25 protein-coding genes are annotated in these 22679 nt (G+C 60.5%); 12 read left to right on the top strand and 13 right to left on the bottom strand.

Annotated features, from left to right (window positions below):
- Nucleotides 1–81: 81 nt before the first annotated feature.
- Together ACTWLJ_RS27820 and fliK are read right to left on the bottom strand one after the other, a co-directional pair.
- Complete coding sequence (locus ACTWLJ_RS27820) at nt 82–411, bottom strand: EscU/YscU/HrcU family type III secretion system export apparatus switch protein (RefSeq protein ID WP_445179280.1); 330 nt, start codon at nt 409–411, stop codon at nt 82–84.
- Nucleotides 408–1979 carry a flagellar hook-length control protein FliK gene (fliK, locus tag ACTWLJ_RS27815; RefSeq protein WP_445179279.1) on the bottom strand — a complete coding sequence of 524 codons (1572 nt, stop codon included), beginning with the start codon at nt 1977–1979 and terminating at the stop codon, nt 408–410. Before fliK ends, ACTWLJ_RS27820 begins: the two co-directional genes overlap by 4 nt.
- A 197-nt stretch (nt 1980–2176) precedes the next feature.
- On the opposite strand from fliK, the gene ccmA reads away from it, so the two are divergent.
- The 10 genes from ccmA (at nt 2177) to ACTWLJ_RS27765 (ending at nt 9555) form a co-directional block, all read left to right on the top strand.
- Nucleotides 2177–2812 (top strand): cytochrome c biogenesis heme-transporting ATPase CcmA, encoded by a 636-nt coding sequence (ccmA, locus tag ACTWLJ_RS27810; protein WP_445179278.1) that lies wholly within the window; start codon nt 2177–2179, stop codon nt 2810–2812.
- Entirely contained in the window at nt 2809–3477 is a 669-nt protein-coding gene (ccmB, locus tag ACTWLJ_RS27805) for a heme exporter protein CcmB (RefSeq protein WP_401216508.1), read from the top strand. Before ccmA ends, ccmB begins: the two co-directional genes overlap by 4 nt.
- Nucleotides 3478–3554: 77 nt before the next feature.
- Nucleotides 3555–4310: a heme ABC transporter permease gene (locus ACTWLJ_RS27800; protein WP_445179277.1), complete on the top strand. Its 756-nt coding sequence runs from the start codon at nt 3555–3557 to the stop codon at nt 4308–4310.
- Entirely contained in the window at nt 4307–4483 is a 177-nt protein-coding gene (gene ccmD / locus ACTWLJ_RS27795) for a heme exporter protein CcmD (RefSeq protein WP_401216509.1), read from the top strand. The genes ACTWLJ_RS27800 and ccmD overlap by 4 nt, the downstream gene beginning before the upstream one ends.
- A complete protein-coding gene (gene ccmE / locus ACTWLJ_RS27790; protein ID WP_445179276.1) occupies nt 4480–4935 on the top strand; it encodes a cytochrome c maturation protein CcmE in 456 nt (151 codons plus the stop codon). The genes ccmD and ccmE overlap by 4 nt, the downstream gene beginning before the upstream one ends.
- Before the next feature lie 3 nt (nt 4936–4938).
- On the top strand, nt 4939–6927 hold the full coding sequence (locus tag ACTWLJ_RS27785) for a heme lyase CcmF/NrfE family subunit (RefSeq protein WP_445179275.1): 1989 nt from the start codon (nt 4939–4941) through the stop codon (nt 6925–6927).
- Nucleotides 6924–7460, top strand: coding sequence for a DsbE family thiol:disulfide interchange protein (locus tag ACTWLJ_RS27780; protein ID WP_401216512.1), 537 nt, complete (start codon nt 6924–6926; stop codon nt 7458–7460). The genes ACTWLJ_RS27785 and ACTWLJ_RS27780 overlap by 4 nt, the downstream gene beginning before the upstream one ends.
- Nucleotides 7457–7927, top strand: a complete 471-nt coding sequence (locus ACTWLJ_RS27775; protein ID WP_445179274.1) for a cytochrome c-type biogenesis protein — start codon at nt 7457–7459, stop codon at nt 7925–7927. The genes ACTWLJ_RS27780 and ACTWLJ_RS27775 overlap by 4 nt, the downstream gene beginning before the upstream one ends.
- Entirely contained in the window at nt 7924–9126 is a 1203-nt protein-coding gene (gene ccmI / locus ACTWLJ_RS27770) for a c-type cytochrome biogenesis protein CcmI (protein WP_445179273.1), read from the top strand. Before ACTWLJ_RS27775 ends, ccmI begins: the two co-directional genes overlap by 4 nt.
- A 24-nt stretch (nt 9127–9150) precedes the next feature.
- Entirely contained in the window at nt 9151–9555 is a 405-nt protein-coding gene (locus ACTWLJ_RS27765) for a hypothetical protein (protein WP_445179272.1), read from the top strand.
- Nucleotides 9556–9616: 61 nt separating this feature from the next.
- On the opposite strand, the gene ACTWLJ_RS27760 is transcribed toward ACTWLJ_RS27765, so the two are convergent.
- The 3 genes from ACTWLJ_RS27760 to ACTWLJ_RS27750 form a co-directional block, all read right to left on the bottom strand.
- A complete protein-coding gene (locus tag ACTWLJ_RS27760) occupies nt 9617–10504 on the bottom strand; it encodes a LysR family transcriptional regulator (RefSeq protein WP_445179271.1) in 888 nt (295 codons plus the stop codon).
- 144 nt (nt 10505–10648) lie between these two features.
- Nucleotides 10649–11368 carry an SDR family oxidoreductase gene (locus tag ACTWLJ_RS27755; RefSeq protein ID WP_401216517.1) on the bottom strand — a complete coding sequence of 240 codons (720 nt, stop codon included), beginning with the start codon at nt 11366–11368 and terminating at the stop codon, nt 10649–10651.
- 31 nt (nt 11369–11399) lie between these two features.
- Nucleotides 11400–12056 (bottom strand): peroxiredoxin-like family protein, encoded by a 657-nt coding sequence (locus tag ACTWLJ_RS27750; RefSeq protein ID WP_445179270.1) that lies wholly within the window; start codon nt 12054–12056, stop codon nt 11400–11402.
- A gap of 204 nt (nt 12057–12260) precedes the next feature.
- Here ACTWLJ_RS27750 and ACTWLJ_RS27745 point away from each other — a divergent pair, with 204 nt between their 5' ends.
- Nucleotides 12261–12512 (top strand): type II toxin-antitoxin system HicB family antitoxin, encoded by a 252-nt coding sequence (locus tag ACTWLJ_RS27745; protein WP_445179269.1) that lies wholly within the window; start codon nt 12261–12263, stop codon nt 12510–12512.
- Nucleotides 12513–12607: 95 nt separating this feature from the next.
- Here ACTWLJ_RS27745 and ACTWLJ_RS27740 read toward each other — a convergent pair whose 3' ends face one another.
- Nucleotides 12608–13795, bottom strand: coding sequence for an MFS transporter (locus tag ACTWLJ_RS27740; RefSeq protein WP_401216520.1), 1188 nt, complete (start codon nt 13793–13795; stop codon nt 12608–12610).
- 243 nt (nt 13796–14038) lie between these two features.
- Between ACTWLJ_RS27740 and ACTWLJ_RS27735 the strand changes: the two genes are divergently transcribed.
- Nucleotides 14039–14659, top strand: a complete 621-nt coding sequence (locus ACTWLJ_RS27735) for a hypothetical protein (RefSeq protein ID WP_445179268.1) — start codon at nt 14039–14041, stop codon at nt 14657–14659.
- 184 nt (nt 14660–14843) lie between these two features.
- On the opposite strand, the gene ACTWLJ_RS27730 is transcribed toward ACTWLJ_RS27735, so the two are convergent.
- From ACTWLJ_RS27730 to hyi, 7 genes are all read right to left on the bottom strand, one after another.
- Nucleotides 14844–15842, bottom strand: a complete 999-nt coding sequence (locus ACTWLJ_RS27730; RefSeq protein ID WP_445179267.1) for a sulfate ABC transporter substrate-binding protein — start codon at nt 15840–15842, stop codon at nt 14844–14846.
- Nucleotides 15843–15947: 105 nt separating this feature from the next.
- Nucleotides 15948–16772, bottom strand: a complete 825-nt coding sequence (locus ACTWLJ_RS27725; RefSeq protein WP_445179266.1) for an ion transporter — start codon at nt 16770–16772, stop codon at nt 15948–15950.
- A 21-nt stretch (nt 16773–16793) separates the two neighbouring features.
- Entirely contained in the window at nt 16794–17708 is a 915-nt protein-coding gene (locus ACTWLJ_RS27720; RefSeq protein WP_445179265.1) for an urea transporter, read from the bottom strand.
- Between the two features lie 226 nt (nt 17709–17934).
- Nucleotides 17935–19350, bottom strand: a complete 1416-nt coding sequence (pyk, locus tag ACTWLJ_RS27715; RefSeq protein WP_445179264.1) for a pyruvate kinase — start codon at nt 19348–19350, stop codon at nt 17935–17937.
- Nucleotides 19347–20621: a glycerate kinase type-2 family protein gene (locus tag ACTWLJ_RS27710; protein WP_401216526.1), complete on the bottom strand. Its 1275-nt coding sequence runs from the start codon at nt 20619–20621 to the stop codon at nt 19347–19349. Before ACTWLJ_RS27710 ends, pyk begins: the two co-directional genes overlap by 4 nt.
- Nucleotides 20622–20780: 159 nt before the next feature.
- Nucleotides 20781–21677, bottom strand: a complete 897-nt coding sequence (locus ACTWLJ_RS27705) for a 2-hydroxy-3-oxopropionate reductase (protein WP_445179263.1) — start codon at nt 21675–21677, stop codon at nt 20781–20783.
- A gap of 168 nt (nt 21678–21845) precedes the next feature.
- Nucleotides 21846–22628 carry a hydroxypyruvate isomerase gene (gene hyi / locus ACTWLJ_RS27700; RefSeq protein ID WP_445179262.1) on the bottom strand — a complete coding sequence of 261 codons (783 nt, stop codon included), beginning with the start codon at nt 22626–22628 and terminating at the stop codon, nt 21846–21848.
- Nucleotides 22629–22679 lie beyond the last annotated feature (51 nt).

Here is a 22679-nt window from a genome sequence, read left to right as displayed (position 1 = left end):
TTCGCGAGCAAGCTCACTCCTACATTTTGAAATGCGATCAAATGTAGGAGTGAGCTTGCTCGCGAAGGCGTCTTCAAAACCTCAGTAATCATCGCCGCGTTCGGTGATGTCTTTCTCGACCATCGGTGCATTCGGGTCCCGTCCCTCGGGAAACTTGCCCTTCAGGTTCCACGCAAACGCGATGATCTCGGCGATCGTCCGGTACAGCTCCTCAGGAATGCTGTCGCCCAATTCCATCCGTGCCAACAACCTTACCAACTCCGGGTTTTCGTAGATCGGCACTTCGCACTCGCGGGCGATCCGCAGGATTTCTTCGGCCAGTTCATCGTCACCCTTGGCGGTGAGGGTCGGGGCGTGGTTGCCGTCGTATTTGAGCGCGATAGCCTGGCGCGGGGCAGTGGAATCATTCATGCGGTTTCGTCGACCCAGCGATGTTCAAGACGGGTTTGGTTACCTTGCGGCGGTGTGCCCTGGTGGCAGTCGAGATCGCCGACGTTCAGCCCGGAATCGAGCAGACGCTGGCGCAGTGCGAACAGATTGTTTTCGATCAGATCGGCAGTGTATGGCCGTTCGGCCCAGAGCTGGCTGGACAGGCTGCCGGCGATCAACTGCGCCTGAATCTGCAGGGGGCCGAGCGGTTCCATGTCGAACGCCAGATCCACGCGCCACAATTGCTGCTTGGGCTCGCGTTCGTCACGGCGTTCGTTGGGCTGTTCCTTTTCCGGCGCTTCTTCGCGTTGGAACTTGACCTGCAACGGCACGATGTCCTGCAGATTGCGCATGGGGATTTCCAGTTGCCAGGTGCTGAGCAGCCGGCCGTCATCGGTGACGCCAGTCTGTTCCAGGCTCGACAATTGATGGCTTTGCAGGCGTGACACCGCCGCAGCGGCAAGGCGTAACAGTTGCTCCAGATCGCCTTCGCCTTCGAGGTTGGCGAGCAACCGGTCGGGCAGCGGAAAGCCGCCCGGCTGTGGTTTGGCGCTGACCTGACCCAGCGTGCCGAGGGCGTTGCGCACGAAGTTCGGCAACGCTTGCGCGAGCGTGTTGGCGGCGATGATTGCGTTGAAACTGGTACTGCTCGGCAAACCCGGCGTCAGTTGCGCGATCAGTCGGAGCAGGTCGGCCTTCATGTCCGGGGCCAGCGTCGGGGTTTGTCCGGTCAGCAGTTTCGCTTCGAGGAACATGCCGCTGTTGGCCAGCGCCTGAGCCAGGCCTCTTGGCGTGCTCAGTTGTTGCGCATCCGGCAGGCTGGCGAGCAGGCGATCCACCGCTGCGCGCAGATCCTGTGAAGTCTGATCGGTATCGGCCGGCAGGTTTTGCAGCGCACTCAGCAAGCCGGTTAACGAACCTTGACGGTTCTGTTGGCTGACCAGTTGCTGGCTGACCGCCAATTGCTCCTGACGGCTGCTCATTGGCAGGAATTTCAGGGTTTGCGCGTCTTGCACCAGCGCCGAGAGCAGGGTGCCGATGCGCAGCGGCTGCGGGCTGTCGATATCCAGCGTGGCGCCGCTCAACGCGGTGTTGAGCAGGCTGACCATCGAGCGGTAGACCGTCGGTTGCCCCGGCACTTGCGGCAATGTCTGCGAGGTCAGCACTTTGCCTTGCAGCAAGGTGCCGACCGGCAATTGTGTGGTGTCGATGCGGGTGAGGGCAGCAACACTGCTGGCAATCGCCTGTTGCACGGTAATCGCCAGATTGCCCGCCGACGGCTGAGTGATTGCCAGGCTGGTGCCCTGCGGCAGTGGCAGATTGCTGGTCGCTTGCACGGTGGTCTGACGACCGCCATCCAGCGTCACCTTGAGCAACAATTGAAACGTCTGATCCGCCTGTTTCAGCGACAACACCTCGGCCTTGGCGCTCTGCCCGGCGCCGATCAAGCCTTCGACCGGTGTCAGCAACTTGAGCAGTTCACCCACCTGCGGGCGAACGGTCGCCGGGCTGGTTGGCGGGAGCGGGAGGATGTTCATTTCGCCTGTCATACGCGGACACAACCTGAGGAAATTGCACTCTTGAGAGTAAGGCACGCCATGTATAATGCCGCGCGTCTTGCGCTTCGTTCAGAAAACATAGCAATTGTTTGACGCAGCTCTCTAGATCAAGCCGTCATTGCATCTATGCTGCATCTCTTTAACGGCCGTTCCAGAGCCGACTTGAACCGTATAAGGCCCGTGATCCCTTGACCAGCCCTGTCCTGCAAACCGTTGCCCTCGCCTGTGAGCGTGACCTTCGGCTGCTCTTCGAAAATCTCGAATTGAGACTGGCCAGTGGCGATATGGTGCAAATCAGCGGCCCCAACGGCAGCGGCAAAACCAGTTTGCTGCGCCTGCTCAGCGGTCTGATGCAGCCGACCAGCGGTCAAGTATTGTTGAACGGCGAGCCGTTGACCGAACAACGCAGCGAACTTGCACGCAACCTGCTGTGGATCGGCCACGCCGCCGGGATCAAAGAGCTGCTGACCCCGGAAGAAAACCTCTCCTGGCTCTGCGCTCTGCATCAGCCCGCTACGCGCGAGGCGATCTGGCAAGCACTGGCAGCTGTAGGATTGCGCGGATTCGAAGATGTTCCCTGCCACAGCCTGTCCGCCGGTCAGCAACGTCGCGTGGCGCTGGCACGCTTGTATCTGGACAGCCCGCCGCTGTGGATTCTCGACGAACCGTTCACCGCCCTCGACAAGCAGGGCGTGGCGCAACTCGAAGAACATCTGGCCGCACACTGCGAGCGCGGCGGCATGGTGGTGTTGACCACCCACCACACGCTGAGCCGGATGCCGGCCGGTTATCGCGACATCGATCTGGGGAATTGGGCGGTATGAGTGTGTTCGGCCTGCTGGTTGCCCGTGAGTCCCGACTGCTGTTTCGCCGCCCGGCGGAGCTGGCCAATCCGCTGATTTTCTTTGCCATCGTCATCGCTTTGTTCCCGCTGGCCGTCGGACCAGAGACGCAACTGTTGCAAAACTTGTCCCCGGGGTTAGTCTGGGTGGCCGCGCTTTTGTCGGTCCTGCTCTCGCTGGACGGGCTTTTCCGCAGTGATTTCGAAGATGGATCGCTGGAACAGTGGGTCCTTTCGCCGCACCCCCTGGCACTTCTGGTGTTGGCCAAAGTGCTGGCACACTGGCTGTTTTCCGGGCTGGCACTGGTTTTGCTCTCGCCATTGCTGGCATTGATGCTCGGTTTGCCTGCCGCCTGTCTGCCGGTGTTGTTGCTTTCGTTGCTGCTGGGTACACCGGTGCTGAGCTTGCTCGGTGCGGTGGGCGCGGCGCTGACGGTCGGTTTGAAACGTGGCGGCCTGTTGCTGGCGCTGCTGATTCTGCCGTTGTATATCCCGGTGTTGATTCTTGGCAGTGGCGCCTTGCAGGCAGCCTTGCAAGGCATGCCGGCGACCGGTTATTTGCTGTGGCTTGGTAGCCTGACCGCCCTGGCGATAACCCTGACACCCTTTGCAATAGCTGCTGGCCTGAAGATCAGCGTCGGCGAATAATGAGGTCTGGTTAAAATTTAACCAGTAAAGACCCTGGCTAGCTCACAACGATGAGCAGCACCCGTGATGGAAACAGTATGAACTGGACCTGGTTTCACAAGCTCGGCTCGCCCAAGTGGTTTTACGGCATCAGCAGCAAGTTCTTGCCGTGGCTGAGCATTGCAGCGTTGCTGCTGATTACCGTCGGCGTCGTTTGGGGCCTGGCCTTCGCGCCGCCGGACTATCAGCAAGGCAACAGCTTTCGCATCATCTATATCCACGTTCCCGCCGCGATGCTCGCTCAGTCGATCTACGTGATGCTGGCGGTGTGCGGTGTGGTCGGGCTGGTGTGGAAGATGAAACTGGCCGACGTCGCCCTGCAATGCGCCGCACCGATTGGCGCGTGGATGACCGCCGTGGCGCTGGTCACCGGGGCGATCTGGGGCAAACCGACCTGGGGTTCGTGGTGGGTCTGGGATGCGCGCCTGACCTCGATGCTGATTCTGCTGTTCCTGTATTTCGGCGTGATCGCGCTGGGCAACGCCATCAGCAACCGCGACAGCGCCGCCAAGGCCTGCGCGGTGCTGGCCATCGTTGGCGTGATCAATATTCCGATCATCAAATACTCGGTGGAGTGGTGGAACACCCTGCACCAGGGCGCGACCTTCACCCTCACCGAAAAACCGGCGATGCCCGTCGAGATGTGGCTGCCGCTGTTGCTGACGGTATTGGGTTTCTACTGCTTCTTCGGCGCCGTTTTGCTGCTGCGCATGCGTCTTGAAGTGCTCAAGCGCGAAGCCCGTGCCAGTTGGGTGAAAGAAGAAGTGCAGAACAGTCTGGAGGCCGCTCGATGAGTTTTGCTTCATTCGGCGACTTCCTCGCCATGGGCCATCACGGCCTGTACGTCTGGTCGGCCTACGGCATCTGCCTGGCGGTGCTGGGTTTCAACGTGGCGGCGCCGATCCTGGCCCGCAAGCGGTATCTGCAACAAGAGGCGCGTCGTCTGCGCCGGGAGAACGGCAAGTGAATCCGTTGCGCAAGAAACGTCTGATCATCATTCTGGCCATCCTGGTCGGGGTCGGCGCCGCCGTCGGCCTGGCCTTGAGCGCGCTGCAGCAGAACATCAATCTGTTTTACACGCCGACCCAGATTGCCAACGGTGAAGCACCGCAGGACACGCGGATTCGCGCTGGCGGCATGGTCGAGAAGGGTTCGCTGCAACGTTCCGGCGATTCGCTCGACGTCAAATTTGTCGTCACCGACTTCAACAAATCCGTGACCATCACCTATCGCGGCATCCTTCCGGATCTGTTCCGCGAAGGGCAGGGCATCGTCGCCCTTGGCAAGATCAACGCCGACGGCGTAGTGGTTGCCGATGAAGTGCTGGCCAAGCACGACGAGAAATACATGCCGCCGGAAGTGACCAAAGCCTTGAAGGACAGCGGCCAGTCCGCGCCAATACCTGCGAAGGAGGGTTGATCGATGACGTCCGCACTGTTTATTCCTGAGTTGGGCCATTTGGCGATGATTCTGGCGCTGTGCTTTGCGCTGGTGCAGGCCGTGGTGCCGTTGCTCGGCGCCTGGCGTGGCGACCGTTTGTGGATGAGCCTGGCCCAGCCGGCCGCGTGGGGCCAGTTTGCGTTCTTGGTGTTTGCCTTCGGTAGCCTGACCTACGCGTTCATGACCGACGACTTCTCCGTCGCCTATGTCGCGAACAACTCGAATACTGCTTTGCCGTGGTATTACAAATTCAGCGCAGTGTGGGGCGCCCACGAAGGTTCATTGCTGCTGTGGGCCCTGATTCTCGGTGGCTGGACGTTCGCGGTGTCAGTGTTCTCGCGTCAGTTGCCGCAAGTCATGCTCGCCCGCGTTCTGGCAGTAATGGGCATGATCAGCACCGGTTTCCTGCTGTTCCTGATCCTCACGTCCAACCCGTTCAAACGCATCTTGCCGCAAATGCCCAGCAATGGCGCTGACCTCAATCCACTGTTGCAAGACATCGGCCTGATCGTTCACCCGCCGATGTTGTACATGGGTTACGTCGGCTTTTCGGTGGCGTTCGCCTTCGCCATTGCAGCGTTGATGGGCGGTCGTCTTGATGCGGCATGGGCGCGCTGGTCGCGTCCGTGGACGATTGTTGCCTGGGCATTCCTCGGCATCGGCATCACCCTCGGTTCGTGGTGGGCTTACTACGAATTAGGCTGGGGCGGCTGGTGGTTCTGGGACCCGGTGGAAAACGCCTCGTTCATGCCTTGGCTGGTCGGCACCGCATTGATTCACTCGTTGGCGGTCACGGAAAAACGTGGCGTGTTCAAGAGCTGGACGGTGTTGCTGGCAATTGCGGCGTTCTCGTTGAGCCTGCTCGGTACTTTCCTCGTACGTTCCGGCGTACTGACTTCGGTACACGCGTTTGCGTCCGATCCTGAGCGCGGCGTGTTCATCCTGATCTTCCTGCTGTTTGTGGTCGGTGGTTCGCTGACGCTGTTTGCGTTGCGCGCTCCGGTGGTGAAAAGCCAGGTCGGCTTCAATCTGTGGTCGCGGGAAACCCTGCTGCTGGGCAATAACCTGGTGTTGGTAGTGGCGGCGTCGATGATTCTGCTCGGCACCCTGTATCCGCTGATTCTCGATGCGCTAAGTGGCGCCAAGCTGTCGGTCGGCCCACCGTATTTCAATGCGTTGTTCATTCCGTTGATGGCATTGCTGATGCTGGTGATGGCGGTCGGTATGCTCGTGCGCTGGAAAGACACCCCGGTGAAATGGCTGGTGAACATGCTGACCCCGGTGCTGCTGGGCAGCGTCGTCTTGGCGGTGGTGGCCGGTGTCGCTTACGGCGATTTCAACTGGGCAGTGATCGCGACCTTCCTGCTCGCTGCGTGGGTATTGCTGGCCGGCGTGCGCGACATCTTCGACAAGACTCGCCACAAAGGTTTGATCAAAGGTCTGCCAACCCTGACCCGCAGCTACTGGGGCATGCAGATTGCTCACTTGGGTATCGCCGTTTGCGCGCTGGGTGTGGTGTTGTCGAGTCAGAACAGTGCCGAACGCGACTTGCGTCTGGCGCCGGGCGAGTCGATGGATCTGGCCGGTTATCACTTCGTGTTCGAAGGCGCCAAGCACTTCGAAGGCCCGAACTTCACGTCCGACAAGGGCACCATCCGGGTCATCCGCGATGGCAAGGAAGTCAGCGTGCTGCACCCGGAAAAGCGTTTGTACACCGTGCAGAATTCGGTGATGACCGAAGCGGGCATCGACGCCGGTTTCACCCGTGACCTCTACGTCGCACTCGGCGAGCCGTTGGATAACGGCGCCTGGGCGGTGCGGGTTCACGTCAAACCGTTCGTGCGCTGGATCTGGTTCGGCGGCTTGTTGACCGGTTTCGGTGGACTGCTGGCGGCGCTGGATCGGCGTTATCGAGTCAAGGTCAAAGCCAAGGTGCGTGAAGCCCTGGGCATGGAAGGAGCCTCTGCATGAGACGTTGGTTGATGCTGGTGCCACTGGCGATTTTCCTGCTGGTGGCGGTGTTTCTTTATCGTGGTCTGTACCTTGATCCGGCGGAACTGCCGTCGGCGATGATCAACAAGCCGTTCCCGGAGTTCACCCTGCCAAGCGTGCAGGGTGACAAGACTCTGACCAAGGCTGACATTCTCGGCAAACCGGCGCTGGTCAACGTCTGGGGCACCTGGTGCATTTCCTGCCGGGTCGAGCATCCGGTGTTGAACAAACTGGCCGAGCGCGGTGTGCTGATCTACGGCATCAACTACAAGGACACCAACGCCGACGCGTTGAAGTGGCTGGCCGAGTTCCACAATCCGTATGTGCTGGACATCCGCGATGACGAAGGCTCGCTGGGTCTGAACCTCGGCGTGTATGGCGCACCGGAAACCTTTTTCATCGACGCCAAGGGCATCATCCGCGACAAGTACGTCGGCGTGATCGACGAGCAGGTCTGGCGCGAAAAACTGGCGGCCAAGTATCAGGCACTGGTTGATGAGGCCAAGCCATGAAGCGCTTTCTAGCCGCTGTGGTGTTGGGCCTGAGTCTGGTCGGTGTCGCGCATGCCGCCATCGACACTTACGAATTCGCCAAGGAAGGTGATCGTGAGCGTTTCCGCGAGCTGACCAAGGAACTGCGCTGCCCAAAATGTCAGAACCAGGACATCGCCGACTCCAACGCACCGATTGCCGCCGACCTGCGCAAAGAGATTTTCCGCATGCTCGGCGAGGGCAAGGACAATCAACAGATCATCGACTTCATGGTCGATCGCTATGGTGATTTCGTCCGCTACAAGCCTGCTCTGAACGCCAAGACTGCGCTGCTGTGGTTCGGCCCGGCGGGCCTGTTGCTCGGCGGTGTTGTGGTGATCGCAGTGATCGTCCGCCGTCGTCGCGGCCAACGCAGCGCCACGCCGTCGTCGCTTTCCACCGAAGAGCGTCAGCGCCTCGACCAACTGTTGGATAAAAACCAAGAATGATTGATTTCTGGCTTGCCGCAGGGCTGTTGCTTCTGGTCGCCCTGAGTTTCCTGTTGATTCCCGTGCTGCGTGGCCGTCGTGCCCAGCGTGAAGAAGATCGCACCGCCCTCAACGTTGCCCTGTATCAGGAGCGTGTCGCCGAGTTGCAAGCGCAACAGGCCGAAGGCGTACTCGACGCCGCGCAAATGGACAGCGGTCGTGCCGAAGCGGCCCGTGAACTGCTCGCCGATACCGAAGGTGTTGCCGCACCGAAAGTGTCCATTCTCGGCAAACCGCTGCCGTTGCTGGCTGCGGTGTTGGTGCCAGTGTTGGGTCTTGGCTTGTATCTGCACTTTGGTGCCGCCGACAAGGTTGAACTGACGCGCGAATTCGCTCAGGCGCCGCAGTCGATGGAAGAGATGACCCAGCGTCTGGAGCGTGCCGTCGCGGCACAACCGGACTCGGCGGAAGGCTTGTACTTCCTCGGTCGCACTTACATGGCTCAGGATCGTCCGGCGGACGCGGCGAAGATGTTCGAACGCGCCGCCAACCTCGCCGGTCGTCAACCGGAACTGCTCGGCCAGTGGGCGCAGGCGCAGTATTTTGCCGACGGTAAAAAGTGGTCGGACAAGATTCAGGCCCTGACTGACGAAGCCCTGAAAGCCGATCCGAAAGAAGTCACCAGCCTCGGTCTGCTGGGTATCGCCGCGTTTGAAGGCGAGCGCTATCAGCAAGCAATCGACTATTGGAATCGCCTGTTGGCGCAGTTGCCGCCAGAAGACAATTCCCGCGCCGCACTGCAAGGCGGAATCGCCCGCGCCACCGAACGCCTCGAAGCCAGCGGCGGCAAGGTCGCCCAGGCCCCGGCCGCCAAGGTCGCGGCATTGCTCAAGGTCCGCGTCGATCTGGCCAGCGAGCTGAAAGGTAAAGTGCAGCCGGGCGACAGCGTGTTCATCTTCGCTCGCGCCACCTCCGGCCCACCGGCACCGTTGGCGGCCAAGCGCCTGACCGTCGCCGATCTGCCGGTAACGGTCGAGCTGGGTGATGCCGACGCAATGATGCCGCAGTTGAAACTGTCGAACTTCCCTGAAGTCCAACTGGTTGCGCGCGTGTCCCGTGCCGGCCAGCCGACTGCCGGTGAGTGGGTCGGTCGCAGCGAGCCTCTGGCCAGCAGCACCACCGCGCCACAAAAACTCACTATCGACAGCCCGGACAAGTAACCGGAAAAACAGGAAAGCACCGCCATGCACACCATCGCCCGAATCACAGTCCTCACACTGGCCCTGGGCATGAGCGCATGTGCGGTGCACCGACCGGAACCGACCACCAACCTGCCGCCGATCCCGCCATCACAGCCGAGCCCGACTCCGTCGACCTCGCCGACCCCCGGCAAAAGCATCCCGGCCAAACCGGCGAAACCCGTCCCGCGCACCTCCGCCAGCTTCGCCCCGCCACCGGGCGGCAACAGCCACTGGGACGCCAAACTCGGCGTCTACGTCCTCGAAGACCAGACCGACACTTTCTACCGCCAGCGCACCTACTTCCGCTGGAACAACGGCTGGAGCCGCTCGATCAGCCCCAACGGCCCATGGGAAGACACCGACATCCACGGCGTGCCCCCGGGGTTGAGCAAGCAGTACGGGCAGTGAATAGAAACGGCGATCCCTGGATCGCCGTTTTGCTGTGTGGGTGTTGACCGCTCTTTGTGTTTTACCGAACGCCAGTCAACAGCCCCTGCACATACTCCACAAACGCCCGCGCCTTGGCGCTCGCCATTCTTCCCGTCGGAAACACCGCCCACAGGTCCATGTCCGGCAGGGTCCAGTCGTTCATCACGGTCTTGACCGCGCCGCTGGCCAGTTCCGGGGCGAACATCCATTCGGATGCCAGGGTCAGACCTTGGTGCGCGAGCACCGCTTCGCGCAGGCCTTCGGCGGCACTGACGCGCAGGCGACCGCTGAGGATCGTCGATTGTTTGTCGGCACCCTTGGTGAATTGCCAGGTGGCGCCACCGCCGAGGGCGTAGATCACCGCCTGGTGTTTGCTTAATGCGGCGGGGCAGTCGGGCTCGCCGTGTGCGGCGAAGTACGCTGGAGTGCCGAGGACTACGCGGCGGCACTCGGCAATCTTGCGTGCGGTCAGGCCTGAGTCGTTGAGAGCGCCCATGCGCAACGCGACGTCGATGCCTTCTTCCACCAGATTGATGTTGCGGTCGTCGAGTATCAGGTCGATGTTCAGTTGCGGATGCTGATCGAGAAACGCTCCGAGTTTCGGCACGATGTGCATCCGGCCGAAGGTCACGGCGGCGCTGATGCGCAGGTTGCCACTCAGGCCGCTGGCGGTGCCACGCGCGGCGTTATCGGCTTCGTCGGCTTCTTCGATGGCGCGTTTGGCCCGTTCGAAAAAGGCCAGGCCGGCCTCGGTCGGGGTCAGGCCCCGGGTCGAGCGCAACAGCAGGCGTACGGCGAGACGGGTTTCGAGTTGGGCGATGGTTTTCGACACGGCGGGCTGGCCGATATTCAAGCGCCGTGCGGCGGCGGAAAACGAACCGGTTTCCACGACGTAGACGAAGGTTTCCATGGCGACGAGGCGGTCCATCAGTGTTCCTGTGCAGTCTGTAAATTGTCTTAGAACCTGTGGGAGCGAGCCTGCTCGCGATAGCGGTGTGTCAGTCAATATTGATTCGGCTGACACACCGCTATCGCGAGCAGGCTCACTCCTACAGGGGATTTGCGGTGTTGCTCAGAACGCAGCTTTGCCGACCGACGCGCCGCCATCGACGAACAACGTCTGTCCGGTGATAAAACCACTCTGCTCGGACAACAGAAACGCAATCGCCGAAGCGATCTCTTCCGGCTGACCCAAGCGACCCATCGGCACCCCGGCCAGATACCGCGCTTCACCCTCACTGCCCGGCGGATTGTTGGCGCGAAACAATTCGGTTTCGGTCGGCCCCGGCGCCACCGCGTTCACGGTGATTCCGGTCTGCGCCAGTTCCAATGCCCACGAACGGGTGAAGCTGACCAGCGCCGCTTTCGCCGCCGCATACGCGGTGCGCTGAGTGATGCCCAGCACGGTCAGGCTGGAGATATTCACCACTCGCCCCCAACCGCGTGTGCGCATGCCCGGCAACACCGCCTGAGTCGCCTGCAATGCAGAATGCAGGTTGACCCGCATCACATCGTCAAACGCATCGAGGTCGATGTCGCCAAGTGCTTGCGGACGCACCAGCCCGACGTTGTTCACCAGTCCGTCGAACTCGTAGGTTCTGGCCAGTTCCGCCAGCACCTCCTGAGTCAGCGCACGGTTGCTCAGGTCCAGCGGAAACAGAATCCCCGGAAAACTCAGGTCCGGCTTGCGGGCGATACCAACCACCCGGTGTCCGGAGCGATCCAGATGCTCGGCCAACGCTCGGCCGATGCCTTTGCTGGCGCCGGTGATGAGGAAGGTACGTCGGGTCATGGCAACTCCTGGGCAGGGCATTGGGTCGGGCTCAGCTTCGAAGCGCATCCAGCATCGCTTCAGGCTCGGGACGCTGAGTGTAATCCGGGTTGACCTCAGCGTAACGAATCACGCCATCCTGACCGATCACAAAACGCGCCGGCATCGGCAACGTCCACGACGGATCGTCGTTGAAGGTCGGCAGATCGTTGCGCAGATTCTTGTACAACTCAATCAGATAGTCCGGCAACTGGAAGCGCAGACCGAACGCCGCAGCCACGTCATTGCGCGGGTCGCCGAGGATCGGAAACTGCAGCTCATTGATGCGCTGCGCCTTGCGGCTGTTGGCCGCGATCTGCGGCGAGATCGCCAACAGGCTGGCGCCGTTCTCCAGCACCGTCGGCAGAAATGCCTGCAACGCTTGCAGTTCAAGGTTGCAATACGGGCACCAGACGCCTCGATAAAACGACAACACCAGCGGTCCATGGGCAAGCAGATCGGCCGACGACTGCGGAACGCCATCGGCATCTTTCAAGGTAAACAACGGCGCCATGTCACCGACTTTCAGCGACCGACTCGCCGCGCCAGATGCAATCAGCTCGGCAGTCGCCCGCTCCATCACCGGATGAATGTCGGCAGGTGCGTTATAGGGCGGCTTGCCAGCCTTGAAGTCAGCTTTGAACGCATCGAGTTTTGCTTGCAGAGTCATGTCGTGATCCTCGGGAAACAGCCGGTTGGCTGCGATCAAGAGTGACTGCGGCGGGATGGAAGCGGAACGCAGGTGCGGGGCATAGGAGTCATGCCGGTAGGGAATGAACCGTCTGCTCACATCCGGAAAGACATTAGTGAACGAAGACTGAGAGCATTTGTGATTGAGTGCCAACTCACCAGCAGCATGGCTTTGGAGGCATTTGTGCACTATCCAATTTGTATCGAGTGGGGAGACGAAGTAAAGGCGACAGGGATTCAGATTCCGGATATTCCGGGAGCGGTCACTGCGGGAGATACATTTGAGTTGGCATACAACGCGGCCGTAGAGATCGCACATCTTTTGTTGCGTGAGAGAGAAGTGCAGGGGTTATGCGCGCCCATTCCAAGTGAGGTTGATGTGATTCGCAATGCTGCGCAGGCTGCGGGTAAAGGCTGGGGGATGATAACGATCTGAATGCTCGTGGATTTTTGAGATTGCCATCGCGGGCAAGCCCGCTCCCACAAGATTCGTGAGTCACCTTGGGGAGTGGGGTTGCCCTTTTTTTCAGTTCAAGCAGTCGCCAGCGACCGCCGCTGCGACGCACTCAAAAACCGCAGCAGCGCCAGCAACGGGAATGCGCTGCCGACAATCACGATCCACAGCCAGCCGCCATGCTCGTATACCGCACTGGCAACCGAGGAACCGAAGGCGCCGCCGATGAAGATGCTGGTCATGTACAGCGCATTCAGTCGGCCACGGCTTTTCGCGTCGAGGGAGTAGACCGCGCGCTGGCCGAGGACCATGTTCATCTGTACGCAGAAGTCGAGCACTACGCCGGTCACGGCCAGGCCGATGACGCTGTAGGCCGGATGGATGAACGCCGGCAGGAAGCTCAGGCTGGCGAAGATCATCGCCAGCAGCGAGGCGATGCGGGTGTGGCCGGCGTCGGCCAGGCGTCCGCTGATCGGAGCGGCGATGGCGCCGATGGCACCGACCAGGGCGAAGATCGCGATTTCGCTTTGCGACAAGCCATGGTTACGCGCCAGCTCCAAAGGCACTGCGGTCCAGAACAGGCTGAAGGTGGCGAACATGCAACCTTGATAGAACGCCCGCTGACGCAGCACCGGTTGTTGGCGCAGCAGCGTCCACAACGAACCGAGCAGTTGGCCGTAGGAGGCGCTGTGATCCGGCTGGCGTTTCGGTACGGTCAGCGCCAGCACGATGCTGATTGCCGCCATCAGTCCCGCCGCAATCATGAACATGGCGCGCCAGCCGAAATGGTCAGCCACCACGCTCGATACCGGACGTGCCAGGAGAATGCCCAGCAGCAAACCGCCCATGATCCCGCCGACTACCCGGCCCCGAGACTCTTCCGGCGCCAGATGCGCGGCCAGAGGAATCAGGATCTGCACCGACACCGAGCTGAAACCCACCAGCAACGAGACCAGCAGAAACAGATTCGGCTGATCGGTGAACGCTGCGGCGAGCAGGCTGGCAATCGCCACCACGGAGGTGATGATCATCAACCGGCGGTTCTCCAGCAGATCCGCCAGCGGCACCAGAAAGAACAGGCCCAGCGCATAACCGATCTGGGTCAGTGAGACGATGAAGCTGGCCATGGTGTCGGTCAGGCCGATGTCCGGCGCGATCAAGCCAATGATCGGTTGCGCGTAGTAAATGTTCGCAACGATGGCGCCGCAGCAGAAGGCGAACAGCAGCACCATGCCTCGGGTCATTGCGTGAGTTGTGGTGGTCATAGGGTTTCTCGATCCAGCGAAAAGGAATGCGGTGAGGCTAAGGGACGGGCCGGGCCGGCGGTAGAAGCTTTCGATCGATATCAATTATTCCGTTGCGGAATGGGTGGCGGCCGGGTTGCAGTCGTCCAGTGGCGGACCTTGCGTCCGACCGCTGAGGGGCGATGATACATTCACTTACATCTTGTTCGATAGCGTGCTTATGTTCGCGTCTAGGTTTTCAATGTTCATCACCGGAGGATTGCCATGTTGCGTCAACTGCTTCGCCGCACCACCACGATTGTCCTGATCGGCTTGCTTGGCGCCAGCGCCGTACAGGCCGCCGATGCCCCGGGGACGCGGCTTGGCGTGCGCGGCGAGATCACCGGGGTCAGCACCGATTCGTTGAGGGTTCACGTCAACAGTGGCGAAAACGTGGTCATCCAGTTGACCGCGGACACCAAGGTCCGCGCGGTGACCCTCGCCAATATCGAAGACATCAAACCCGGCAGTTACATTGGTTCGGCGGCCATGCCGCAAGCGGATGGCACGCTCAAGGCCATGGAGGTTCACGTATTCCCGCCAGAACTGGCCGGTAGCGGCGACGGCCATCGACCGTTCGATCTGGCCAAGGGCAGCAGCATGACCAATGGCAGCGTCGGTGATCTGGTGGTGAGCAACGGCCGGACTTTGACCGTCAACTACAAGGGCGGGCAGCAGAAGATCCTGGTGCCGGAGGATGTGCCGATTGTGAATCTGTTGCCGGGGGATCGCAGCTTGCTCAAGGTCGGGGTGAAAATTGTTACGTTCGTAACCCAGAGCGCAGACGGCACGCTGACCGCGCAATCGATCTCGGCGGGCAAGGATGGCGTCACCCCACCGATGTAAGCCCCGAACACAGATCCCTGTAGGAGTGAGCCTGCTCGCGATAGCGTCCTGTCATTAAACTTATGTGTGTCTGACACACTGCTATCGCGAGCAGGCTCACTCCTACAATGGATTTTGTGTTGGCAACAAACGTGTGCAAAAAAGGCGACCTCTTCAGGTCGCCTTTTTCATTGCCACTCAGCCATTACTGGCCGGTATAAATCTGATCGAAGATCCCGCCATCATTGAAGTGGGTCTTCTGCACCGAACGCCAGTCACCGAAGGTTTTTTCCACCGAGAGGAAATCAACTTTCGGGAAACGGTCGGTGTACTTCGCCAGCACCGCCGGGTCACGTGGACGCAGGTAGTTGGCGGCAGCGATTTCCTGGCCTTCCGGCGACCACAGGTACTTCAGGTACTCATCGGCAGCAGCGCGAGTGCCTTTCTTGTCGACGACTTTGTCGACCACGGTCACTGGCGGCTCAGCTTCGGCGGAGACGCTTGGGTAGATCACTTCAAACTGATCACGACCAAACTCGCGGGCGATCATTTCCGCTTCGTTTTCGAAGGTCACCAGTACGTCGCCAATCTGGTTGGTCATGAACGTGGTGGTCGCCGCACGGCCACCGGTATCGAGTACCGGTGCTTGTTTGAACAGTTTGCCGACGAAGTCTTTGGCCTTGTTCTCGTCACCACCGTTTTTCAGCACATAACCCCAGGCCGAGAGGTAGGTGTAGCGACCGTTACCCGAAGTTTTCGGGTTTGGCACGATGACTTGCACGCCATCCTTGAGCAGATCCGGCCAGTCTTTCAGGGCTTTCGGGTTGCCTTTGCGGACGATGAATACGGTAGCGGAGGTGAACGGCGCGCTGTTGTTCGGCAGACGGGTGACCCAGTTTTCCGGGACCAGTTTGCCGTTGTCGGCGAGGGCGTTGATGTCGGTCGCCATGTTCATGGTGATGACGTCAGCCGGCAGGCCGTCGATCACCGAGCGCGCCTGTTTGCTCGAACCGCCGAAAGACATCTGCACGGTGATGTTTTCGTTGTGCTCGGCTTGCCAGTGTTTCTGGAACGCAGTGTTGTAATCCTTGTAGAAATCGCGCATCACGTCGTAGGAAACGTTGAGCAGGGTCGGAGCAGCCTGGGCGATGTTGGTCAAGGCCAGGCCAGCGGCGAGAAGTGAGGCGCCAAAGAGTTTTTTCACTGCGCATTCCTTGTTGTGTCGGTGATATCGGTAGGGGGTGATACCGTTTTGCCAGCGACTATAGCCGGGCTGGCATAGTCGTTTAAAGATTAAAAAGCTCTTTGCTTATTCCATTTTCTTGAACAATGCATTGCCGCAGCGTGAGCAGAAAGAAGCGTCGGTTTCGTGGCTGTCTTTTGCGCAGACCGGGCAGTCGTGGTGTAACTGACTGCCGCGCATGGCCGTGGCCAGTTCAGCGGTGAAAATCCCGGTCGGCACGGCGATGATCGAGTAACCGGTGATCATCACCAGCGACGAAATGATCTGGCCCAGAACCGTCTTGGGCACGATGTCGCCATAACCCACCGTGGTCAGCGTAACGATAGCCCAGTAGATGCCTTTGGGAATGCTGGTGAAGCCATGTTCCGGGCCTTCGACCACGTACATCAACGTGCCGAACACGGTCACCAGCGTGCAGACGCTGAGCAGGAACACGAGGATCTTCTGCTTGCTGCCGCGCAAGGCGTCGAGCAGGTAATGCGCTTGTTTCAGGTAAGGGCCGAGCTTGAGTACGCGGAAGATCCGCAGCATCCGGATGATCCGAATGATCAGCAGGTACTGCGCGTCGCTGTAATACAGCGCGAGGATGCCGGGAACAATCGCCAGCAGATCGACGATGCCGTAAAAGCTGAAGGCATAGCGCAACGGCTTCGGCGAGCAATAAAGGCGCAGGATGTACTCGCCGAGAAAGATCGCCGTGAAGCCCCATTCGATATACGCCAGCACGTTGGCGTAGTTCTGGTGGACGTCATCGATGCTGTCGAGGATCACCACCACCAGACTGGCGAGAATGATCAGCAGCAAGGTGCTGTCGAAACGGCGCCCGGCCACGGTATCGGTCTGGAAAATGATCACGTACAGGCGATTGCGCCACGTGTCCTTGCTGTTCATGCACATCGCCTTGGCTGTAAATCAGCGCAGCCTAGGTTGATTCTCCCCGTGAGCGCAAGACGCGCCGTCAACCGTCGCTTTGCCGAGCATCTGAATGCCGGCGCGGATCAGCCAGCAGGCGAGGATGAACGGTGCGGTGAGCGTGGCCAGACCGATGGCGGCGAACAGTGGCGTCACCAGCAGCGCCAGCACGATACCCAGCAGCGGCAGCCACGGCTGGCGGCGTTCTGAGCTGAAGGCGAGGGTGGCCAGCACGGCGTTGTAGCCACCGAGGCCGAACAGCGCGAAGCTGGTTTCGTGGTGCAGCAGACTGGAACCGAGGCCGATGGCCGACGCGAGCAACGCCCAGCAAAATGCCCGGCGATCAGCGATCAGCAAACCGGCGGCAATCATTGCGCCGGCCAGCGGATGGCCGAGGAACATCACCTGGCCGAAGCCTTTCAGCACCGCCGCAAGCAGGTTCAGTGTATTCACCTCAACCAGCGGAGCCGGGACGGACGGTGCGGCAAACAACAGCAGCAACCAGCTCAATCCCACGAATGGTGCGGTGTAGGCGGGCATGTTTTGGCTCAGGCGCACGCGTTTCAGCCATTGCTGAGTGATCATCGCGCTCAGGCCGCCGGCCGCCAGGATCAGTGGCGGCATCATCGCCGACCACGGGAAATACAGGCTCAGCAACAAGCCGAGCAAAACGCCGTTGTAACTGAACAATCCCGCCTGGCGATCAGCCTTGGCGTAATTGCGACGTTGCGCAGTGAGCAATCCGGCGAGGCCACCGAGCAACGCACCACCAAGCAAGGCTGGCGCGGTGAACAGAATGGCGCAGAGGCACAGCAGGCCGCACAACGGATTGCGCTGGAGGAATATTTGACTGAAACCGTTGAGCAACGCTTCGGCCCAGTCGGGGCATTGGGTGTTGAAATGATTGGCAGGCATGTAGAGGTCTGGGCAGTAGGAAAATCAAAAGGTCGTGCATGAGCCTGTGGCGAGGGGATTTATCCCCGTTGGGCTGCGAAGCAGCCCCAAAATCGGCAAGTGCGGTTTTTCTATGAAAACTGTCACACCGAAAGGCGACGACTGCTGCGCAGTCGAACGGGGATAAATCCCCTCACCACAGGTTTTGTACTCACATCAAAATTGCTGCTGACAGCAAAAGTGTTGCTTAGATCAACGTTTCGATACGCAGCGAGTTATTCGAACCGGGCTGTCCAAACGGCACTCCCGCAGTGATCAGCAACGTATCGCCACGCTGCGCCATACCTTGAGCCTGGGCGATTTCCAGCGCGGTCGAACAGACTTCGTCGACCTGACGCAGGCGATCGTTGACCACCGAGTGAATGCCCCACGCCACAGTCAGGCGGCGTGCGGTTTGCAGGTTCGGCGTGAGGTTGAGGATCGGCGCCTTCGGACGTTCCCGCGCAGCACGCAGGCTGGATGTCCCGGATTCGCTGTAGTTGACCAGCACCGCCACCGGCAGCACGTTGCCGATACGGCGAATCGCGCAGCTGATCGCGTCGGACACAGTCGCCTCGGCTTTCGGTCGGCTGACGTCGAGCTGAGTTTGATAGTCCGGGCCGTTTTCCACCTGGCGGATGATCTTGCTCATCATCAGCACGGCTTCCAGCGGGTATTCACCGGAAGCGGTTTCCGCCGACAGCATCACCGCATCGGCACCTTCGGCCACGGCGTTGGCAACGTCTGTGACTTCGGCGCGAGTCGGCGCCGGGGAGAAGCGCATCGATTCGAGCATCTGCGTCGCCACCACCACTGGCTTACCGAGTTGGCGGCAAATTGTGATGATGTTCTTTTGAATCTGCGGCACGCTTTCGGCGGGCACTTCAACGCCGAGGTCGCCACGGGCAACCATGATCGCGTCGCTCAGTTCGGCGATTTCGCGCATTTGTTCAACCGCTGAAGGCTTCTCGATCTTCGCCATCAGAAAGGCCTTGTCGCCGATCAGCGCACGGGCTTCGATGATGTCTTGCGGGCGCTGCACAAACGACAGTGCAACCCAGTCCACACCCAGTTCCAGGCCGAAGCTCAGGTCGCGGCGATCCTTGGCGGTCAGCGGGCTCAGCTCAAGCACCGCTTGCGGCACGTTGACGCCTTTGCGATCCGACAACTCGCCGCCATTGAGCACGGTGGTGTCGATGGCGTCGGTGTATTTGGTCACGACGCGCAGGCGCAGTTTGCCGTCGTCGAGCAGCAGATCCATGCCGGCTTCGAGGGCTTCAATGATCTCCGGATGCGGCAGATTCACCCGGCGCTCATCGCCCGGTGTCGCGTCCAGATCGAGGCGGAAAGCCTGACCGCGATGCAGTTGCACCTTGCCTTCGGCGAACTTGCCGACCCGCAGTTTCGGACCCTGCAAATCCATCAGGATGCCCAGCGGATAGTTGAGCTGGCGCTCGACTTCGCGAATCCACTGATAGCGCTTGGCGTGATCGGCATGATCGCCGTGGCTGAAGTTCAGGCGGAAGATATTGACCCCGGCCTCGACCAGCTCACGGATGTCTTCGATGCCATCAACGGCAGGTCCGAGGGTGGCGAGGATTTTGACCTTTTTATCAGGCGTCATGATTTAGAGCTCTCGAGGATCAGAATGGCGCGGAAGTCGTTGACGTTGGTGCGAGTCGGCTCGGTGACGATCAGCGCATCGAGCGCCTCGAAATAGCCGTAGCCGTTGTTGTTATCCAGCTCGTCGCTGGCGCTCAAGCCGAGTGCGGCGGCGCGGGCGTAGCTGTCCGGGGTCATGATTGCGCCGGCGTTGTCTTCCGAGCCGTCGATGCCGTCGGTATCACCGGCCAGTGCGTAAACGCCGGGCTGGCCTTTGAGGCTGTCGGTGAGGCTGAGGAGGAATTCGGCGTTGCGTCCGCCACGGCCATTGCCGCGCACGGTCACGGTGGTTTCGCCGCCGGAGAGAATCACACACGGTGCCGCCAGTGGCTGGCCGTGGTTGATGATCTGGCGGGCGATGCCGGCGTGGACTTTCGCCACTTCGCGCGATTCGCCTTCGAGATCACCGAGAATCAGCGTACTGAAACCGGCCTGACGGCATCTGACCGCCGCCGCATCCAGCGATTGCTGAGGACGGGCGATCAACTGGAAATGACTGCGGGCCAGACTCGGATCACCGGGTTTGACGGTCTCCGATTCCGGGCTTTGCAGCCAGGTGCGTACCGACGGCGGAATCTCGATGCCGTAGCGCTTGATGATCGCCAGTGCTTCGGCGCTGGTGCTCGGGTCGGCCACGGTCGGGCCGGAGGCGATGACCGTGGCGAGGTCGCCCGGTACATCGGAAATCGCGTAGGTGTAAACAGTCGCGGGCCAGCAGGCCTTGCCCAGACGGCCACCCTTGATCGCCGAGAGGTGCTTGCGCACGCAGTTCATCTCGCCGATGGTCGCGCCGGATTTGAGCAGGGCTTTGTTGATCGATTGCTTGTCGGCGAGGGTGATGCCTTCGGCCGGCAGCGCCAGCAGGGCAGAGCCGCCACCGGACAGCAGGAAAATCACGCGGTCGTCTTCAGTCAGGTTGCTGACCAGATCCAGCACGCGTTTGGCGACGGCGAGGCCGGCGGCGTCCGGAACCGGATGCGCAGCTTCGACCACTTCGATTTTTTCGCACGGGGCGCCGTGACCGTAACGGGTCACCACCAGGCCCGAGACTTCACCCTGCCAGCAGCGCTCGACCACTTGCGCCATGGCGGCTGCGGCTTTGCCGGCGCCGATGACGATGACTCGACCGGTGCGGTCGGCAGGCAGATGAGCTTCGAGGACTTGTTGCGGATGGGCCGCGTCAATGGCTGTGGCAAACAGCTCGCGCAGCAGTTGTTGCGGATCGACCGACATGGCGGGCTCCCGGAATTCTTGTTATTCGAAAGGGCAATACAGATCCCTGTGGGAGCTAGCCTGCTAGCGATTCAGGCGCCGAGGTCTATCAGACACACCGCGTCGATTCCATCGCTAGCAGGCTAGCTCCCACAGGTTTGGTGCAGGTTGGGGCAGGGCTTACTTCTTGTTGTCACGAATCGAGAAGTTGGCCATGTGTTCCAGACCTTTGATCAGCGCCGAGTGGTCCCAGTTGCTGCCACCGATGGCCGCGCACGTGCTGAACACTTGCTGGGCGTTGGCGGTGTTCGGCAGGTTGATGTTCAGCTCCCTGGCGCCTTGCAGGGCCAGGTTCAGGTCCTTCTGGTGCAGGCTGATGCGGAAGCCTGGATCGAAGGTGCCTTTGATCATGCGGTCGCCGTGTACTTCGAGGATCTTCGAAGAAGCGAAACCGCCCATCAGTGCTTCACGCACCTTGGCTGGATCGGCACCGTTTTTCGAGGCGAACAGCAGGGCTTCAGCGACGGCCTGAATGTTCAGGGCAACGATGATCTGGTTCGCGACCTTGGCGGTTTGACCGTCGCCATTGCCACCGACCAGTGTGATGTTCTTGCCCATGGCCTGGAACAGCGGCAGTGCGCGTTCGAAGGCATCGGCGTCACCACCGACCATGATGCTCAGGGTCGCGGCCTTGGCGCCGACTTCACCACCGGAAACCGGTGCGTCGAGGTATTGCGCGCCTTTCTCGTTGATCTTCGCAGCGAAAGCCTTGGTGGCGGTCGGCGAGATCGAGCTCATGTCGATCACGACTTTGCCTTTGCCGATGCCGGCAGCAACGCCGTCAGCGCGGAACAGCACGTCATCGACCTGCGGGGTATCCGGCACCATGACGATGATGAATTCGGCTTCTTGCGCCACTTCACGCGGGTTGGCCAGTGCGACGGCGCCAGCGGCGACCAGGTCAGCAGGGGCAGCGTCGTGGTGCGCCGACAGGAACAGGCTGTGACCGGCTTTCTGCAGGTTCGCCGCCATTGGGTGGCCCATGATGCCGGTGCCGATAAATCCGATTTTAGCCATGAGAAAATCCTCTTTTTATTCTGATGCTGCAATGTGGTCTTGGAGACGCAGCAAATTCATTGTGGGAGCTGGCTTGCCAGCGATGGCGGTGTGTCAGGCAACATGTTTGTTGTGTGTGCCGCCGCCATCGCGGGCAAGCCCGCTCCCACAGGTTTTTTGTATTTTCGATCAGATTGCGTTGTGCGACTTCAACCAGCCAAGACCTGCTTCAGTGGTGGTCAGCGGCTTGTATTCACAGCCGACCCAGCCCTGATAACCGATGCGGTCGAGGTGTTCGAACAGGAAGCGGTAGTTGATTTCACCGGTGCCTGGTTCGTTGCGCCCCGGGTTGTCCGCGAGCTGCACATGGTTGATCTCGCCCAGATGCGATTGCAGCGTGCGGGCCAGATCGCCTTCCATGATTTGCATGTGATAGATGTCGTATTGCAGGAACAGATTGGCGCTGCCGACCTGCTCGCGAATCGACAGGGCTTGCGCCGTGTTGTTCAGGTAGAAACCCGGGATGTCACGGGTGTTGATCGCTTCCATCACCAGTTTGATACCCGCCGCTTGCAGCTTGTCGGCCGCGTACTTGAGGTTGGCGACGAAGGTCTTTTCCACGGTGGCATCGTCGATGCCTTGCGGACGAATACCGGCCAGGCAGTTGATCTGGGTGTTGCCCAGAACTTCTGCGTAGGCGATGGCCAGATCGACACCGGCACGGAACTCTTCAACCCGATCCGGCAGACACGCGATACCGCGTTCGCCCTTGGCCCAGTCACCGGCCGGCAGGTTGAACAGCACTTGCGTCAGACCGTTGGCGTCGAGCTTGGCCTTGATTTCAGCAGAGCTGAAATCGTACGGGAACAGGTATTCAACACCACTGAAACCAGCTTTGGCGGCGGCGTCGAAACGGGCAAGGAAATCCTGTTCGGTGAACAGCATGGACAGGTTGGCTGCGAAACGCGGCATGGTGGTCTCCCGTAATTCTTGTGAGGTTCCCCTTGTGGGAGCGGGCTTGTG

This window comes from Pseudomonas sp. McL0111 (assembly GCF_052567255.1).
This window is presented reverse-complemented; position numbering and strand designations above follow the sequence as displayed.